This is a genomic window from Methylobacter sp. Wu1 (assembly GCF_036553575.1).
Taxonomy (GTDB): Bacteria; Pseudomonadota; Gammaproteobacteria; order Methylococcales; family Methylomonadaceae; genus Methylobacter.
Map to the genome: position 1 here is coordinate 36,877 of NZ_JAZHOC010000070.1, position 16,931 is coordinate 53,807.

The following is a 16,931-nucleotide window of genomic DNA, read 5'->3' on the forward strand; positions in this document are numbered from 1 at the left end:
GCTATTCGTTATGGATGACCACTATCTATTAAAGCGTCCCTTCAATTTCAAGATCGCAGGCGTTGATGAGGCCGGCCGGGGACCTCTGGCGGGTCCTGTTGTGACGGCAGCTGTCATTTTGGATCCGTCGCGGCCCATCGACGGATTGGACGATTCAAAAAAGCTGAGTGAAAGCAAGCGGGACAGCCTGTGCAGGATTATCAAGGAAGTCTCTTTAAGTTGGGCAGTGGCTGAAGCCAGTGTTGAAGAGATTGATGAACTGAATATTCTTCAGGCTACACTGCTGGCCATGCAGCGGGCTGTAAATGGCTTGTCTGTAAAGCCGGACGAGGTTCTGGTAGACGGCAACCAGCTCCCGGATTTGTTCATGCCCGCTCAGGCCATTGTCAAAGGCGACAGCAAAGTGAAAGCCATCAGTGCAGCTTCTATCTTGGCGAAAGTCGAGCGGGATAAGATCATGTATGACTACCACAAAAAATATCCTGACTTTTCCTTTCATCTGCACAAGGCTTACGGTACCAAGCAACATCTGGCCGAAATCGAGCAATTTGGTTATTTAAGCGTGCATAGAAGATCATTTAATCCGGTAAAATCCATGATAGCCAATGGGATGAAATAGATTCTAATCCGGCCGTTTTGGTGTTAAATCGCTTCCAGAGGCTCCTCATTCATCAACGCTATCTGTTCGCGCAGCTCAATGATACGATCCTGCCAATAACGGGGCGTATTGAACCAGGGAAACGCCAAGGGAAACGCCGGGTCGCTCCAACGCCGTGCAATCCAGGCCGAATAATGAATCAAACGTAACGTGCGCAGCGCTTCAATGAGGTGTAACTCCGCGACGTTAAAATCATAAAAAGTTCTGTAACCGGTGAGCAGGTGCTTTAATTGCACAGTCATATCGGCACGATCTCCTGCCAATAACATCCACAAGTCCTGAACAGCGGGGCCCATCCGGCTGTCATCAAAATCAACAAAGTGCGGACCGTCTTCGGTCCATAGAATATTGCCCGGATAACAATCGCCATGCAACCGCAGGGTATTCAGTTTGCCAGCGCGTTCGAAGCAGCGTTCCACGGCATCAAGCGCATGGGCTGTGACGCTACTGTAAGCATCGATCAGATCAAGCGGGATAAAATCATTGGCCAACAGATAGGCTCTCGGTTCATGACCGAAGCTGTCGATGTTTAGAGTAGGGCGTTTCTTAAAAGGCTTTAAAGCACCGATTGCATGTATGCGGCCGATAAACCGCCCCATCCATTCAAGTTTTTCAGGATCCTCCAGTTCAGGAACCCGGCCGCCCTGGCGGGCAAACACTGAAAAACGAAAGCCTTCTATTTGGTGTAATGATTTGTTTTCATTGAATGTCATTGCCGGCACAACGGGGATTTCATGTTGTGCCAGTTCTTTTACGAAAGCGTGTTCTTCGAAAATAGCCGCATCGCTCCAGCGGTCGGGTCTGTAAAATTTCGCGACAACAGCGGGGCCGCCTTCTATGCCAACCTGGTAAACACGATTTTCATAACTGTTGAGCGCGAGCAAGCGGCCATCAGTCTGTAGACCGACACAATCGAGCGCATTTAAAATTATATCGGGGGTCAGTGCCGAAAACGGTGCGAGATCAGTATTCATAAGCTTGTTGTAACTTGGAATGCTATCCCTTGCTGTGGACCAATATCAATATATTGACTCATTTTATAGGATAGTTGCTCAATGGAAAATATCGTTCAATAAACCTGAGCTGGAGAGAAGCAGTCATGCCTCCGATGTGTCAAGAGGCACGACTGTTACTGCGGATAGGACTAAACTGCGTCGTCAAGTTCCTCGGCAGTCTGCAAGGCTTTTTTCGATCTGTAGCTTGGCGCTATGCTGATCAATAGGGTCACTAAAGTGGCCGCATAGGGGACTGCCTGTACCGATAATACAGCTGTCCACAGTCTGCCGCTTAGATTATCGAAATGATCTAAAGACAACATCAAGGTAATAGCTGCGCCCAATAGAATCAGCAATATCAATTCATGACGTATCGTCATTAAGCCTTCGAATAGAGGGCCTTGCTTCTCGTACTTAGGCGTGCGCATAAACGGTTTATTGGATGTGAACAACCCCTGGATTGTGCCCTTGGCGACCGTATGCGTTAGGGCCAATCCGGATAAAGCCGCACCAAGCGAATGCCAAATCGAGCACGGGACACGCGCCTGATATAGCCATAAGCCGCGCAGGACTTTAAAGCTGAAAATGCCGATCGTTGGCAACAGAAAGGCATTAACCGGCAACTCGCTGTGCGTCGGATCCAGCGCAATAAAACCGGTCAGCATCAGGCTCGCTGTGGTAAACAATAAGGCCAATGCATCCGAAAACCAGGGCAGCCAGCCGGCTACAAAATAGTAACGCTGTGCAGATGTCAGCGGCGATTTTTGGGTAGGCAGGAAGCTGCGCCAATGCGCTTTAATGATTTGCATAGCGCCGTATACCCAGCGGTAGCGCTGCGTCATGTAGCCGGACATGGTGTCGGGCATCAGGCCGCGTCCGAACGAATCCTTGACGTAAACCGAATCGTAGCCTGCTTCGTACAGGCGCAGACCGAGCTCACTGTCTTCGCAAATACACCACTCAGCCCATTTGCCGACTTTCTCCAGAGCCGACTTCCGGATCATTGTCATAGTGCCGTGCTGGATAATGGCGTTGTATTCATTTCTTTGTACCATGCCGATATTGAAGAAGCCGGCATATTCCCAGTAACAGAACGCTTTAAATGTACTCACATGCAGATCGCGGTAGTCTTGGGGCGACTGGACGAATCCGACATTTTCATTATCGAAATAAGGCACCATGCATTTGAGCCAGTCAGGCGAAAGAATGTAATCGCTGTCGATAACGGCGATAATTTCCGCATCCGGCGCTGTCTGTTCAAGAGCGTGATTGATCGCGCCAGCTTTAAAACCGGGCCAGTTTTCCAGATGGAAGAAGCGGAATTTCGGCCCTAAACGTTCGCAGTCATCGCGTACCGGTTCCCAAACGGCCGGGTCTTTGGTGTTATTGTCCATGACCAGCACTTCCAGATTGGGATAATCAACTGCAGCCAGGGCTTCAAGCGTCTTGCGCACCATGGCGGGAGGCTCATTGTGAATAGGCAGGTGCAGCGATACTTTCGGGTATTTGAAATCAGGTCCCGGCGCCAGTGGCTCAAAAGTTCTGGCGGTTTTTCTGTGCCATATCACTTCTGCAATTTCGAGGCTTTCGATCATCAGAATAATCACAGCCAATATCTGCATTAATATCAGTATGACCCAGAAGGCGATGGTGAGAGGCGAATGATATTGTTGGGCGCCGATTGAGGCGGACCAGAAAATTGCCGATGCGGCAAGGTTGGCCATGACGCCGAAAAACACCATGCCGGGCAGTTTTATACTACGGCGTGTAAACAGGAAGATGGCCATTAACACAGCGCTGAAAATAGCCGCGCCTGTGGCCCAGTGTTTCCATGCAGGTAAGGCTAATACATCGCCATCTAACGGGAATTTCGGTTTGCGGTCGGCGTCAAAAACACCCCAATAGGCACCCGCTGAACCTTCTATAGCCATTTTCCATGGCTGGTCAAAGGCTTCAACGATATAGTAAGCAAGTTTTTCCTCTGTGGCACGGTTAAGGAATTCGCGCAGGAATTTTGCCTGGTTAGACAGCGACGCTGTTGCATGTTTGAATGGCTGGCCATTGGAAGGCCAGCCTACCTCAGTAATGACGATAGGCTTGTTAGGATAGTGCTGTTGCAGCTCGTGATAGCGATAGAAAACATAATCAACCGCTTCATCGATATCGATTCCTTCCCAATAAGGCAGGATATGGACCGCGATGTAATCAACCTCGTTAACCAAGTCCGGATGTTTAAGCCATATATCCCAGGTTTCAGCAGTACTGACCGGCCGCCAGGTGCGTTTGCGCACTTCGCGCAAATACTCAATCAATTGTTGCTTGGCTTGCAAATGCTGCTCTTCATTCTTCTGGTGACGGAGCAGAAACTCGTTGCCGACCAAAAGTCTGACGATTTTCGGATTATCCTGGCGACTGACTTGGATGAGCGTTTCGATTTCCTGCCGGTTCGCTTCCAGATCATCATCAATCCAGGCGCCGACCGATACATTCAGTTTGTGTTTGGCCGCGAGTTCGGGGACTTTATCCTGGCCTCTCAGCACGCTATAAGTACGGACGGCATGCACTTTCCCGGAAAGCAGGGCCAAGTCTTCCTCAATTTGTTCTGCTGTGGGGAATTGGTTGTTTTCCGGTGTGTGGTTTTTCCGTCTGGGATCAAAAGTCACCCCCATCATGGGCTTGTTCCATGACTTTAGCTGCAGCGGGTTATTGGTGTAGCTCCAAATACTGAAATTTATGACGACCAGCAAGGCGAGTGCAATTACAGTAATTATTTTTTTCATTAAGTTGCTCGAAAATTAACGCTAAAGCGAAAAAATTTTTTGGTTTGAGGGCCGTGTAGGGTATAGGACTATTGTTTACGCAAGCTTAACCATAAGCCGAAAAAATACAACCATTTTCATCATAAAATGAAGACGATTGTCGTCTATGGTTTTTAATCTGTTAAATAGCTCGAAGTCGGTTTAAGCGCGTGCTTCACGCTTGCTCTAAAACTGGAAAGAATCCCTTTGGCGCCGACGGCTATAAGTCCTGCTTCACATCGGGTTTTAAATTAGGCCAGCGGCTGAAGGCGAAAACCCAGATCATTATAATGTTGACGACCGGGATCAACAGACAGAATACCCAGGTTTTATGAAGGCCCGCTTTGTCCAGTATTCTAGACCCCAGCCATAAAACAAAAACGACAAATACGGCTATCAGAAAAGCTTCCATTATAGATCCCTTTTATTGTCTTGTTGGTTAGGCCAGGGCACAAAGGCAAGCTGTAAAAATATCAACAATAGACCAAAGCCTGGCAAGAATACCAATGATGCCCATGCCGGATGAAAACCTGCTTTTCTATAGATCAGGCTAACCGGCAGGGCTATCAATAAACCGACAATAATTACATGAGCTAATTCAGGAAGCATATTTTCAGCAAGCAAGATGAATACAAGATGAATGACATCTTTCCTGAATCTTAATCCTTCTTTATATAAAGATCGGTAATCGTGCCGGCAATCATTTCAGCGGCAAAAGCAAAAGTTTCGGATAGCGTTGGATGAGAATGTACAGTTAAGCTGATGTCTTCCACATCGGCGCCCATTTCCAAAGCCAATACCGCTTCGGCCAGTAACTCGCCCGCGTTGGTGCCGACTATGCCTGCGCCGAGAATTCTGCCTGTTTCTTTATCACAGATTATTTTGGTCAAGCCTTCCTTGCGTCCCAGGCTTAAGGAACGGCCACTGGCCGCCCATGGAAAGGTCGCCTTGTCATAGGCAATGCCTTGCTGCTTAGCCTGGTTTTCAGTCAGTCCCATCCAGGCTACTTCAGGATCTGTATAGGCAACGGCCGGTATGGTTAAGGCGTCGAAACCGGCTTTATGGCCGGCGGCCACTTCCGCCGCAACTTTGCCTTCATGGCTTGCTTTATGGGCCAGCATAGGGTTGCCGACTATATCGCCGATGGCAAAGATATGCGGGACATTGGTGCGCTGCTGTTTATCAACGGCAATGAATCCCATGTCGTCGACATTGACACCGGCTTGTTCGGCGCCGATTGATTTGCCGTTTGGCCTGCGGCCTACTGCAACCAGAACCGCATCGAATATGTCTGAATCCGGCGCGCCTTTGCCTTCAAAGGAGACTTTCAGGCCTTCATCAAGCGCTTCAATTGAAGTTACACGCGTCTCCAGCCAGATGTTTTTGTATTGCTTCTTAATGCGCCGGTATAAAGGTGTGACCAGATCATTATCGCAGCCGGGTATGATTTGATTCATCAGCTCAACGACGCTGATTTCCGATCCCAAGGCATGATAAACCGTAGCCATCTCCAGTCCGATGATGCCTCCGCCGACAATCAGCAGTTTTTTCGGAATTTCTTTTAACGCCAAGGCGTCGGTCGAATCCCATAAACGCGGATCATCGTTAGGGAAGGTCGGTATTTTGGTCGCATGTGATCCTGCGGCTATGATGGCCTGATCAAAGCGGATAGTCTGTGTGCCGGATTCGGCTTGTACCTCAAGCGTATTGGCTGAGGTGAACTTGCCAACGCCTTGTATCAAGTTGATTTTGCGCTGTTTTGCCAGTTGAGCCAGACCATTGTTCAAAGCGCCTGATACGCTCTCTTTCCATGCGCGAATCTTGTCGATATCGAACGTTGGCTTGCCGAAGTGGACGCCGTGGTGTTCGAATTCTTCCGCTTCATGGACGATTTGGGCAATGTGCAGCAGGGCTTTGGAGGGTATGCAGCCAACATTCAGACAAACACCGCCTAAGACAGCATGCCGCTCGACCAGTACCACCTGTTTGCCTAAATCAGCCGCACGGAAAGCGGCTGTATAGCCGCCCGGTCCGCCGCCCAGCACCAGAACTTCTGCATGCAGAGTCGATTCATTAATCGCCGGATTAGCATCCATATTATTTCCCCTGATTAGAGTAGCAAGCGGCGAATATCGCCCAGATATTGTTTGATGACAGCCATGAAGCGTGCACCTTCCGCGCCGTCGATCACGCGGTGATCATAGGTCAGATCCAAAGGCAGCATCAGGCGCGGTACAAACTCACGTCCGTCCCACATCGGTTGCATTTTGGATCGGGTGATACCAAGGATGGCTACTTCAGGAGCGTTGACGATCGGCGTGAAAGCCGTGCCGCCTATGCCGCCCAGGCTGGAAATGGTGATGCAGCCGCCTTGCATGTCGGCCGGCATGAGCTTGCCTTGACGTGCTTTTGCGCTTTTATCAGCCAGTTCGGCTGTCAGCTCATTGATGCCTTTTTTGTCCGCATCGCGGATTACAGGCACGACCAGGCCGTTGGGCGTATCAACTGCAATGCCGACATTGAAATATTTCTTATAGATCAGCTTTTCACCATCGGGCGATAAAGACGAGTTGAACTGAGGGAATTGCTGCATGGCAGCAATAAGGGCCTTGATAATGAATACCAGCCCGGTAATTTTGGTATCCCCTGCGGCTTTTTCGGCATTGAGCGCATTTCGGAATGCTTCCATTTCAGTAATGTCGACTTCTTCGTGATAGGTGACCATCGGCAGGTTCAACCAGGCGCGGCTCAGATTCTGGCCAGTCAAGCGCTTGATCTTATTGAGTTTCTGCTCTTCAATGGCGCCAAACTGGGAGAAATCGACTGCCGGTATTGGAGGAATCCCTGCGCCAGCTTGGGAAAAGCCTTCCGCCATTATCTGCTTGACGTAGTTTTTTACATCTTCTTTTAAGATACGTCCTTTCCGGCCGCTGCCGGCAGTGATCTTGCCGATATCGACGCCCAGTTCGCGCGCAAAAAGCCGGACAGCCGGAGTGGCATGCGCGACTTTGCCAGAGGCTGGCTGTGCGGCTGGCTCAGGAGCAGATGCAGGTTTTGATACTGGGGCCGGTGCAGGCGCTGGCTGAGCAGGCGGTTCAGGCGCCTTTTCTTCCGGGGTAGCCTCTTTTGGCTCAGGCTTTTCCTCCGGTTTTGCCGCGCCAGCCTGCTCGGCCTCTGCCGATACGGTAGCGACCAAAGAGCCTTCAGAGACTTTATCGCCGACCTTGATAAAGACTTCTTGCACAGTGCCTGCTGCGCTGGCAGGCAGGTCCATACTGGCCTTGTCGGTTTCCAGCACTGCCAGCGTCTGATCAACTGCTATAACGTCGCCCGGTTTAACCAAGACATCAATGACATCGACACCAGTGAAATTGCCAATATCTGGCACTTTTAATTCAATTAGGGAAGCCATTTTAATTCCTTTTCTCAAGATAACCAGGAAGGTGTAACATCAGGGGCTATGCCATACTTGGCAATGGCCACCTCTACTTTTGCCGGGTCAAATTGTCCCAAATCCGCCAAGCTCTTTAGGGCCGCGACGGCAACATGGTAGCGATCGACTTCAAAGAAGCGGCGCAATTGCTCGCGAGTGTCGGAACGGCCGAAGCCATCGGTGCCAAGTACGGTATAAGGCGCTTTAATATAAGCCCGAATTTGATCGGCAAAGGCACGGTTGTAATCACTTGCAGCAATGACCGGCCCTTGCGCATTGCCGAGGCAGTGATCTACATGCGATTGCTTTGGAGTTTCAGTTGGATGCAGGCGGTTCCAGCGCTCGCAGAACCGACCGTCTCTTGCCAGTTCGGTAAAGCTTGGACAACTCCACAGGTCGGATTCAACGCCCCAATCATTGCGTAGTAATTCAGCGGCAAATTCAACTTCACGGAAAATGACCCCTGAGCCCAGTAGCTGTACCCGTGGGGTCTTTTTCTTTTGATCGGCGCCACGGCGGAAGCAGTACATGCCTTTGATAATATCCTGTTCTATACCTTTGGGCATGGCTGGATGGGCATAGTTTTCATTCATCACAGTAATGTAGTAGAACACATTTTCCTGTTCGACATACATGCGGCGCAAACCGTCCTGAATGATGACTGCCACTTCATAGGCGTAGGTTGGGTCATAAGAGACACAGTTGGGTACAGTCGCTGAAATCAGATGGCTGTGTCCGTCTTCATGCTGCAGGCCTTCGCCGTTCAATGTCGTTCTTCCGGCCGTGCCGCCCATCAGGAAGCCGCGGGTGCATTGATCCGCACCGGCCCAGATCAGGTCGCCGACGCGTTGGAAACCGAACATGGAGTAGTAGATGAAAAACGGAATCATCGGCACGCCATGGGTCGAATAGGAGGTGCCTGCCGCGATCCAGTCACAGAGGCCACCGGCTTCATTGATACCTTCCTGCAGTACCTGGCCATGCTTGTCTTCTTTGTAGAACATGAGCTGATCAGCATCCTGCGGCGTATATAACTGGCCAACCTGCGACCAGATGCCCAGCTGTCTGAACATGCCTTCCATGCCGAAGGTGCGCGATTCATCAGGTACGATAGGCACGATGCGCTTGCCGATGTTCTTGTCTTTGATCAGTATGTTGAGCAGGCGCACGAAAGCCATGGTTGTCGAGAATTCGCGTCCTTCACTGCTGGCTTCCAGCAATGGTTTGAAATCTGCCAGCACCGGCACATCCAGGGCATGGGATTTGGTTCTTCTGGACGGTAAATATCCGCCTAAGTCAGCACGGCGCTGCTTCATGTATTCCAGCTCTTTCGAGCCTTCAGGGAAAGTCAGGTAAGGCAGGTCATTCAGCTGTTCATCAGTAACAGGAAGGTCATAACGATCACGGAATCGGCTCAGTGAACTTACACTCATTTTTTTCTGCTGATGGGTGATGTTCTGTGCCTGTCCGGACTCGCCCATACCATAGCCTTTAATGGTCTTGGCCAGAATGACGGTTGGCTGTCCTTTATGATTGACTGCGGCATTGAAAGCCGCAAAGATCTTGATTGGATCATGACCGCCGCGATTTAATTCCCAGATATCGCGATCAGACCAATCGGCGACCATGGCTTTCAGCTCAGGCGTGTTAAAGAAATGCTCGCGTACATAAGCGCCATCTTTGGCTTTAAAAGTCTGGTAATCGCCGTCGACGCATTCCATCATACGCGCTACCAGCAGGCCGTCTTTATCGCGCGCCAGCAGTGCATCCCAACGGTGGCCCCAGATCAATTTGATTACATTCCAGCCGGCGCCGCGGAATTCACTTTCCAATTCCTGAATGATTTTGCCATTGCCGCGTACCGGGCCATCCAGCCGCTGCAGGTTGCAGTTGATGACGAAAATGAGATTGTCCAGCTTTTCACGGCCGGCCATGCCGATCTCGCCCAGTGATTCGGGTTCATCCGTTTCTCCATCGCCGAGGAAGGCCCAGACTTTACGTCCTTCCGCATTGGCCAAGCCGCGATCTTGCAGATAGCGCATGAAGCGTGCCTGATAAATGGCCATAATGGGGCCTAAGCCCATAGATACAGTCGGGAATTGCCAGAAGTCGGACATCAGCCAGGGGTGCGGATACGAAGACAAACCGTTTCCGTTGACTTCCTGGCGATAATTATCCAGCTGCTCTTCAGTGAACCGGCCCATCAGGAATGCACGGGAATAATCGCCCGGAGCCGAGTGTCCCTGGGTAAAAATCAAGTCGCCGTCGTGCTTGTCGGAAGGCGCATGCCAAAAATGGTTGTAACCGATATCGTATAAAGTCGATGCCGAGGCGAAACTGGCGATGTGGCCGCCAACATTAGTATGTTTATTGGCTCTCAGCACCATCATCATCGCGTTCCAGCGCACATAGGAACGGATTTTATATTCTATTGTAGTATTGCCAGGGAACGGTGGCTGCCGTTCGACGGGAATGGTGTTGATGTAGGCAGTGTTGGCGCTGAATGGGATATCCAGGCCTGCATGACGGGTTGCGGCTACTAATTGCTCAATAAGAAAATGTGCACGAGCACCGCCTTCCCGCTCTAATACTGCTTGCAGAGCTTCAAGCCATTCTTTGGTTTCTGCCGGATCGACATCATCCTGCCCGGTAATCTCTGTAATTGAAGTTTTGTTCATGTCTGTTCCTAATTGGAGCGGGTATGCATGCTTATTAAAATTATTATTGAAAAAGTATTCAGTGGCTTCGGCGCGATTTAACAGACTTAAAACTACAAATCAAAAATGACATGACTGTAAACTAGGCCAAAATACGCTGGCGATGGCTAAAAGGAGCGGCACGTCAGCTGTTAAGCGGAATAAAATAGCATTTTTAGTACCAAAATTAAATAGCGAATGGTCCACATGACTATTTTCGGATGACTAAATTTTTCTGTCATTTACAAAACAGTTAGTATCTGTTAGTTGTTGATAAGGCCTATATCAGGCTCCATAGTTCACAGGGATGGAAATCAAGTGAAATTCCATCAGATATTTAGATAAAAAGAGGTGGGGACTCGATACAAAATTGTAATGAAAATTAGAATATGCTAATATTCTTTTCAAATATTGTTCTTGTAGTTTAACACGCACAATATATCCTTAAGTGATGGTGATCATTTAGGCAAAATGCAAAGCAACTAATAAGAGGGTGTAACATGGCTCGTATAGTAATTTTAGGCGCCGGCATTGGCGGCGTACCAATGGCTTATGAAATGAAAGAAACGGTAGGGAAAAAACATGATGTGATTGTGATTTCCGATACGCCTACGTTTCATTTTGTGCCGTCAAATCCTTGGGTTCCACCGCGGTGGCGTAAGCCGGAAGAGCTGAAGATTGAATTAGCGCCGATTATGAAAAAGAAAGGTATTGAATTCATTCAAAAAGCGGCGTCAAAAGTAGATCCTGTAAACAATCAGGTGCAGTTGGCAGATGGCTCTGCAGTGCCTTATGATTTCCTGGTCATTGCGACCGGTCCTCGCCTGGCATTCGATGAAGTGCCCGGTTTAGGTCCCGAGGGCTATACATCATCTGTCTGCCATGTGGATCATGCCGAAGTTGCGGCTCGGGACTGGGATAAATTCATGGAAAATCCGGGGCCTATCGTTATCGGTGCGGTTCAGGGGGCATCCTGCTATGGTCCTGCGTATGAATATTTAATGATTATTGAAACGGAATTGCGTAAGCGCAAGATTCGCGACAAAGTGCCAATGACTTTTGTGACGGCAGAGCCATACATCGGTCATCTAGGCTTAGGCGGCGTAGGCGATACCAAAGGTTTATTGGAAAGCGCACTGCGTGACAAGAGTATTAAATGGATAACCAATGCCAAAGTTGACAAAATTGAAGATGGCATGATGTATGTCACGGAAGTCGACGATGAAGGCAAGGACAAGAAAAAACATGAGCTGCCGTTTAAGCATTCGATGATGTTGCCGGCTTTCACTGGTGTCGATGCTGTACGTAATGCCGATGCGCCAGGTCTGGTGAATCCGCGTGGTTTTGTTTTAGTTGATAAGCATCAGCGCAACCCAACCTTCAAAAACATCTATTCTGTCGGTGTCTGCATTGCGATTCCGCCGGTAGAACCAACGCCGGTGCCGGTAGGTGCGCCAAAAACCGGCTATATGATTGAGTCTATGGTAACCGCTACGGCTCATAATATTGCTAGTGAATTAGAGGGTAAGGAGCCTACTTATGAGGCCACCTGGAATGCACTGTGTCTGGCCGATTTCGGGGATTCCGGTGTCGCGTTTATGGCCAAGCCGCAAATTCCGCCGCGCAATGTGACCTGGTCAGCGGAAGGCAAGTGGGTGCATCTGGCGAAAATCGGTTTCGAAAAGTATTTTATGCGTAAGATCAGAAAAGGCATCAGTGAGCCATTGTATGAAAGAATGATGCTTAAACTGATGGGTGTCGTACGCTTGAAATAGAGGAGAGTTGATGACTATCGATCGTGTAGTATTTGCCGTAGCAGGCAGTTTTATTCTGATCAGTCTGCTACTGGCGCATTTGCATTCTGAAAACTGGCTGTGGTTTACAGCGTTTGTCGGAGCAAATTTATTTCAATCCGCTTTTACCGGCTTTTGCCCATTAGCCATGATATTGAAAAAGTTGGGCATTAAGCCTGGCTGTGCTTTTTAAGCATTGCTTTGCAGAAACGTAACAGCGTTTAGAAAATCGCCTGTTACGTTTCTGCCGCAAACTTTATTTTCCGGTATAATTTGCCTATTTTTTAACTCAAGGTTAAGGCGTTATGTCGGAAATCAATAAAGTAGTACTGGCTTATTCCGGAGGTTTGGATACTTCCGTCATTCTCAAATGGTTGCAGGATGTCTATTCTTGTGAAGTTGTCACTTTCACTGCCGATTTAGGTCAGGGCGAAGAGGTTGAGCCGGCCCGGGCCAAAGCGCAAGCGCTGGGTATTAAGGAAATTTATATTGAAGATCTGCGTGAGGATTTCGCGCGCGATTATGTTTTTCCAATGTTCAGGGCCAATACGATTTACGAAGGCGAATATCTGCTCGGCACATCGATCGCCCGTCCTTTAATTGCCAAACGCCTCATCGAAATCGCCAATGGATCGGGCGCCAGCGCGATTGCTCATGGCGCAACCGGCAAAGGTAATGATCAGGTGCGTTTCGAGTTAGGCGCTTATGCGCTGCGTCCGGATATCCGAGTTATCGCACCTTGGCGCGAATGGGATTTAACTTCCCGGCAAAAGCTGCTGGACTATGCTGAAAAGCATGGCATTCCCGTTGAAATGAAAAAAGGCAAAGCATCGCCTTATTCAATGGATGCCAATTTGCTGCATATTTCTTATGAAGGCCGTATTCTGGAAAACCCTTGGGCCGAGCCTGAGGAAGATATGTGGCGCTGGACCGTATCCCCTGAGGCAGCCCCTGATCAGCCGACCTACATCGAATTGACTTACCGCCAGGGCGATATTGTCGCGATTGACGATGTTCCTCATACGCCTGCCGAAGTTCTGCAGAAATTAAACAAAATAGCCGGCGAGAACGGCATTGGCCGTCTCGACATCGTTGAGAACCGCTATGTCGGTATGAAATCGCGCGGTTGCTATGAGACGCCGGCCGGCACGGTCATGCTGAAAGCGCATCGTGCGATTGAATCAATAACACTGGATCGCGAAGTGGCGCATTTAAAGGATGAGTTGATGCCGCGTTATGCTTCGCTGATTTATAATGGTTACTGGTGGAGTCCAGAGCGCAAAATGTTGCAACAAATGATCGATGCGTCTCAGGAGCATGTTAACGGTAAAGTCAGGCTGAAACTCTATAAAGGTAATGTGATCGTAGTCGGTCGTCAGTCTGAAACAGACAGTCTGTTCGATGAGAGTATTGCCACGTTCGAAGAAGATGGCGGCGCTTACAATCAGAAAGATGCCGAAGGCTTCATCAAACTGAATGCATTGAGAATGAGAATAGCGGCTAAAAGAAATCGCTAATCATTAAACACAGCCGTACGATCTTTGAAGCGTGCGGCTGTGTTTTGCAGTTTGAGACGGCAAGTTTATCTTATAAAACGCACGACAAATTTCATTAAACTTGTATAATTACCCGATCGGGTAGTGGCGCTGCCAATTATAAAAATAATATTTTTTCAGCCGGAATGTCGCTATTTATGGATTTCTGGTTGAGGGGAAGTAGATAATGAGCGATATGCGAGAGATAAATTCAGAGATTGTTGATGACCAGAGAGGGCGCCCTGTGATTCTGCAAACAATACCGTCGCATCAGGGATTAATGAAAACCAACAAGTTGTTGCTGACTGTAGTGTTTTTCTTGATGACTGTCGTCTTGATATTGGGCTTTTTGTTATTTCCAACGCATGATGTTGTGCCCAATTATAGAAAAGCCACTCCATCTGAGATTTATGCCACTGAAATGAATTCAGTATTATCTGCCGAAGTTAATACGCTCAAAGGCCAGCTTATTGGTTTAATCAGTGGTTCAATTGAAAGTAAATTAAGAACTTTGGAAGAGAGTATACGCTTAGGCGCTGTTTCCAGTTCTCTAGGTACGATAGAAGATTTAAAGAATGACGTTAAAGTGCTGCGTTCCTATTCAGACCCTGCTCAAAAAGAGCAGTCGGCTGTCGATAGCGAGCAGATCATGCTGGAAATGTCGCAATTAAAAAATCTTATCTATCTCACTCTCGCCTCTTGTGGGTTAATGTTGGCCGCAGTGGCTGGAATCTGGATCAAAAATCGTAATCGATTGCCTTATAAAGAAATCAAAAGAAGTTATTTAGGCAGAAATTAACTATTTTTAAATTTTATATATACTAAAAAGCCGCCCTAATCTGTGATTAGGGCGGCTTTTTTATACCGGTTTAGCTAGTAAAAACTTATTTGCTGCCCAGGTATTTGTATAAAGCGTCAAGCGCTTGATCTTCGCCGTAACCGGCTTTTTTAACAGGGCCAACAGCCATGATGGCTTCCATAGCTTTTGGCATGCCGCCTTTGCCTTCTTTAATAACTTGTTCGAATTTTGCTCTGTCCAGTTTGCCGGATTTAACCAAGTCGAACAGTTGTGGGTTTGATGCGATGTCATGGCAAGTGCCGCAACCACGACCGAAAGCGCGCTCATAAATTTTTTGACCGATTTCGACATCTTCTGAAGCAAATGCTTGCGAACTTAAAGCGATTAAGGCAACGCCCGCTAATGAACCTAATGATTTTTTCATATTGACCTCTCTTGGTGATTAAAAAAGACTGTAATCATTTATTTAACAAATACAGCCCAATTAAAAAGTTAAAGCCGCAAAGGATAGGGAATTTGACAGTAAAATTCAATCCTTTTATTTAATTTATATAGTTATTATTTACTTAAAATCCATTATCATTAAGTTATGTGAATAATAACTGAATTGTTCAGATTATTTCATTCTGTAAGCGCAGAAAACCATTAGCTGATAATTTAGCGCGCCGTAACCGTGTGAGGTTTTTGAGATATTTCAGTGGGCCAAAATTAATTTCCTGAAATTTGTCTCGTCTAGGTTTTTATTCAGCCATCGCCAGTAACCGGATAGTAGTTCTTAAGAAAAATGCTCCGTATGAAACCAGTCCAGTTTGTCGTGTAATGTCACAACAGTACCAATAATGATCAATGTTGGAGGTTTGATGTCTTGGCCAGCTACTAAACCGGGCAAGGATTCCAATGTGCCGGTAATAACCCGTTGATTGGCTGTGGTGCCTTGTTGCACCAAGGCGACTGGTAAATCCTTGGGACTGCCGTGCTCAATTAAAGATTGGCAGATTTTTTCCAGTCCGACCAGGCCCATATAGATGACAATGGTTTGATTGGGAGCCGCCAATTGTTTCCAGTTCAGATTGATGGAATTGTCTTTTAGATGGCCAGTCACGAAAGTGCAGGACTGGGCATGATCCCTATGTGTCAGCGGAATGCCGGCATATGTGGCGCAGCCTGAAGCGGCGGTAATGCCTGGCACAACCTGAAAATTGATTCCCTGTTGCATAAGGGTTTCTATTTCCTCGCCGCCGCGGCCGAAAATAAAAGGGTCGCCGCCTTTTAGCCGGACCACGCGTTTCCCTGCTTTCGCCAAGTCCGCCAGCAGGATGTTGATGGATTCCTGCGGGAGCGCATGGTTATGTCGCTGTTTGCCGACATAGATTTTTTCCGAATCTCGGCGGGCCAAATCGAGGATCTCGGGCGAGACCAGCCGGTCGTAGACGACCACGTCAGCCTGCTGCATCAGCCTCAGGGCGCGAAAAGTCAGCAAATCGGCTGCGCCGGGGCCGGCTCCGACCAGATAGACTTCGCCAACATTAATGTTTTCTTTCTGATTAGTGAGCGTCTGCTCGAGCTTTTGTTCAGCTTCCTGTTCTTTGCCGGAGAAAATCAATTCGGCAATGGAGCCTTGTAATGCATTCTCCCAGAAAATCCTGCGCTGAGCCGGCTCTTTAATGACTTCTTTAACGCGTGATCTGAATTTTTCGGCAATATGAGCCAGTCGGCCATAAGACGGCGGAATCAGGCTTTCTATTTTAGCTCGAAGCAGCCTGGCTAAAACCGGCGAAGCGCCGCCGGATGATACGGCGGCAACGACAGGCGAACGATCTATAATGGCAGGAAAGATGAAACTGCAAAGTTCGGGGCTATCGACCACGTTCACGGGGATATTTTGTTCAGCAGCTGTTTTGGCAACTAATTTATTCGTATCGGCATTGTCGGTAGCCGATACGACCAGTCTGAATCCATGCAGGTCGGACGGGGAAAAAGTTTTCTTCAGTATGTTCAGATTGTGAGACTCTCTCAGATTGGCAACGGCGGTGCTTATTTCACTGGCGATGACAGTGATTTTTGCATCGGCTCGAGCCAATAAATCAATTTTGCGAGCGGCGACTTCGCCAGCACCGACAACGAGACAATTCTGATCTTTAAGTTGTATGAAAATTGGAAAATAATCCATTGTATTACTATGATTCGCGGATTAAGTAGAGAATGGTATTATAAGCATTCTGAA

General features: G+C 48.3%; 14 protein-coding genes. 5 read left to right on the top strand and 9 right to left on the bottom strand.

The features are described 5' to 3' along the window. Positions 1 to 10: 10 nt before the first annotated feature. On the top strand, positions 11 to 619 hold the full coding sequence (gene rnhB / locus V2P20_RS15265; RefSeq protein ID WP_331819778.1) for a ribonuclease HII: 609 nt from the start codon (positions 11 to 13) through the stop codon (positions 617 to 619). Between the two features lie 23 nt (positions 620 to 642). On the opposite strand, the gene V2P20_RS15270 is transcribed toward rnhB, so the two are convergent. From V2P20_RS15270 to aceE, 7 genes are all read right to left on the bottom strand, one after another. After that, positions 643 to 1,632, bottom strand: coding sequence for a serine/threonine protein kinase (locus tag V2P20_RS15270; protein ID WP_331819780.1), 990 nt, complete (start codon positions 1,630 to 1,632; stop codon positions 643 to 645). A gap of 170 nt (positions 1,633 to 1,802) precedes the next feature. Continuing rightward, positions 1,803 to 4,433: a glycosyltransferase gene (locus V2P20_RS15275; RefSeq protein ID WP_331819782.1), complete on the bottom strand. Its 2,631-nt coding sequence runs from the start codon at positions 4,431 to 4,433 to the stop codon at positions 1,803 to 1,805. A 238-nt stretch (positions 4,434 to 4,671) separates the two neighbouring features. Further along, positions 4,672 to 4,863: a hypothetical protein gene (locus V2P20_RS15280; protein ID WP_331819784.1), complete on the bottom strand. Its 192-nt coding sequence runs from the start codon at positions 4,861 to 4,863 to the stop codon at positions 4,672 to 4,674. Further along, complete coding sequence (locus V2P20_RS15285; RefSeq protein WP_331819786.1) at positions 4,863 to 5,060, bottom strand: hypothetical protein; 198 nt, start codon at positions 5,058 to 5,060, stop codon at positions 4,863 to 4,865. The genes V2P20_RS15280 and V2P20_RS15285 overlap by 1 nt, the downstream gene beginning before the upstream one ends. 50 nt (positions 5,061 to 5,110) lie before the next feature. Further along, a complete protein-coding gene (gene lpdA / locus V2P20_RS15290; RefSeq protein ID WP_331819788.1) occupies positions 5,111 to 6,547 on the bottom strand; it encodes a dihydrolipoyl dehydrogenase in 1,437 nt (478 codons plus the stop codon). A gap of 14 nt (positions 6,548 to 6,561) precedes the next feature. Further along, positions 6,562 to 7,863, bottom strand: coding sequence for a dihydrolipoyllysine-residue acetyltransferase (aceF, locus tag V2P20_RS15295; protein ID WP_331819790.1), 1,302 nt, complete (start codon positions 7,861 to 7,863; stop codon positions 6,562 to 6,564). A gap of 14 nt (positions 7,864 to 7,877) precedes the next feature. After that, entirely contained in the window at positions 7,878 to 10,562 is a 2,685-nt protein-coding gene (gene aceE, locus V2P20_RS15300) for a pyruvate dehydrogenase (acetyl-transferring), homodimeric type (RefSeq protein WP_331819792.1), read from the bottom strand. 518 nt (positions 10,563 to 11,080) lie between these two features. Between aceE and V2P20_RS15305 the strand changes: the two genes are divergently transcribed. The 4 genes from V2P20_RS15305 to V2P20_RS15320 all read left to right on the top strand — a co-directional run bounded on the left by V2P20_RS15305 (position 11,081) and on the right by V2P20_RS15320 (position 14,707). Beyond that, positions 11,081 to 12,355: an FAD/NAD(P)-binding oxidoreductase gene (locus V2P20_RS15305; protein ID WP_331819794.1), complete on the top strand. Its 1,275-nt coding sequence runs from the start codon at positions 11,081 to 11,083 to the stop codon at positions 12,353 to 12,355. A 10-nt stretch (positions 12,356 to 12,365) separates the two neighbouring features. Further along, positions 12,366 to 12,566 (top strand): DUF2892 domain-containing protein, encoded by a 201-nt coding sequence (locus V2P20_RS15310; protein ID WP_268120057.1) that lies wholly within the window; start codon positions 12,366 to 12,368, stop codon positions 12,564 to 12,566. Between the two features lie 112 nt (positions 12,567 to 12,678). Next, the gene (locus tag V2P20_RS15315) at positions 12,679 to 13,890 is read left to right on the top strand and encodes an argininosuccinate synthase (protein WP_331819798.1); all 1,212 of its coding nucleotides are present in this window, start codon (positions 12,679 to 12,681) and stop codon (positions 13,888 to 13,890) included. A gap of 205 nt (positions 13,891 to 14,095) precedes the next feature. Then, complete coding sequence (locus tag V2P20_RS15320; RefSeq protein WP_331819800.1) at positions 14,096 to 14,707, top strand: hypothetical protein; 612 nt, start codon at positions 14,096 to 14,098, stop codon at positions 14,705 to 14,707. Between the two features lie 85 nt (positions 14,708 to 14,792). On the opposite strand, the gene V2P20_RS15325 is transcribed toward V2P20_RS15320, so the two are convergent. Both V2P20_RS15325 and cysG read right to left on the bottom strand, forming a co-directional pair. Next, positions 14,793 to 15,131 carry a cytochrome c gene (locus V2P20_RS15325; protein ID WP_194968684.1) on the bottom strand — a complete coding sequence of 113 codons (339 nt, stop codon included), beginning with the start codon at positions 15,129 to 15,131 and terminating at the stop codon, positions 14,793 to 14,795. Between the two features lie 351 nt (positions 15,132 to 15,482). After that, entirely contained in the window at positions 15,483 to 16,877 is a 1,395-nt protein-coding gene (cysG, locus tag V2P20_RS15330; protein ID WP_331819803.1) for a siroheme synthase CysG, read from the bottom strand. Between the last annotated feature and the right edge of the window lie 54 nt (positions 16,878 to 16,931).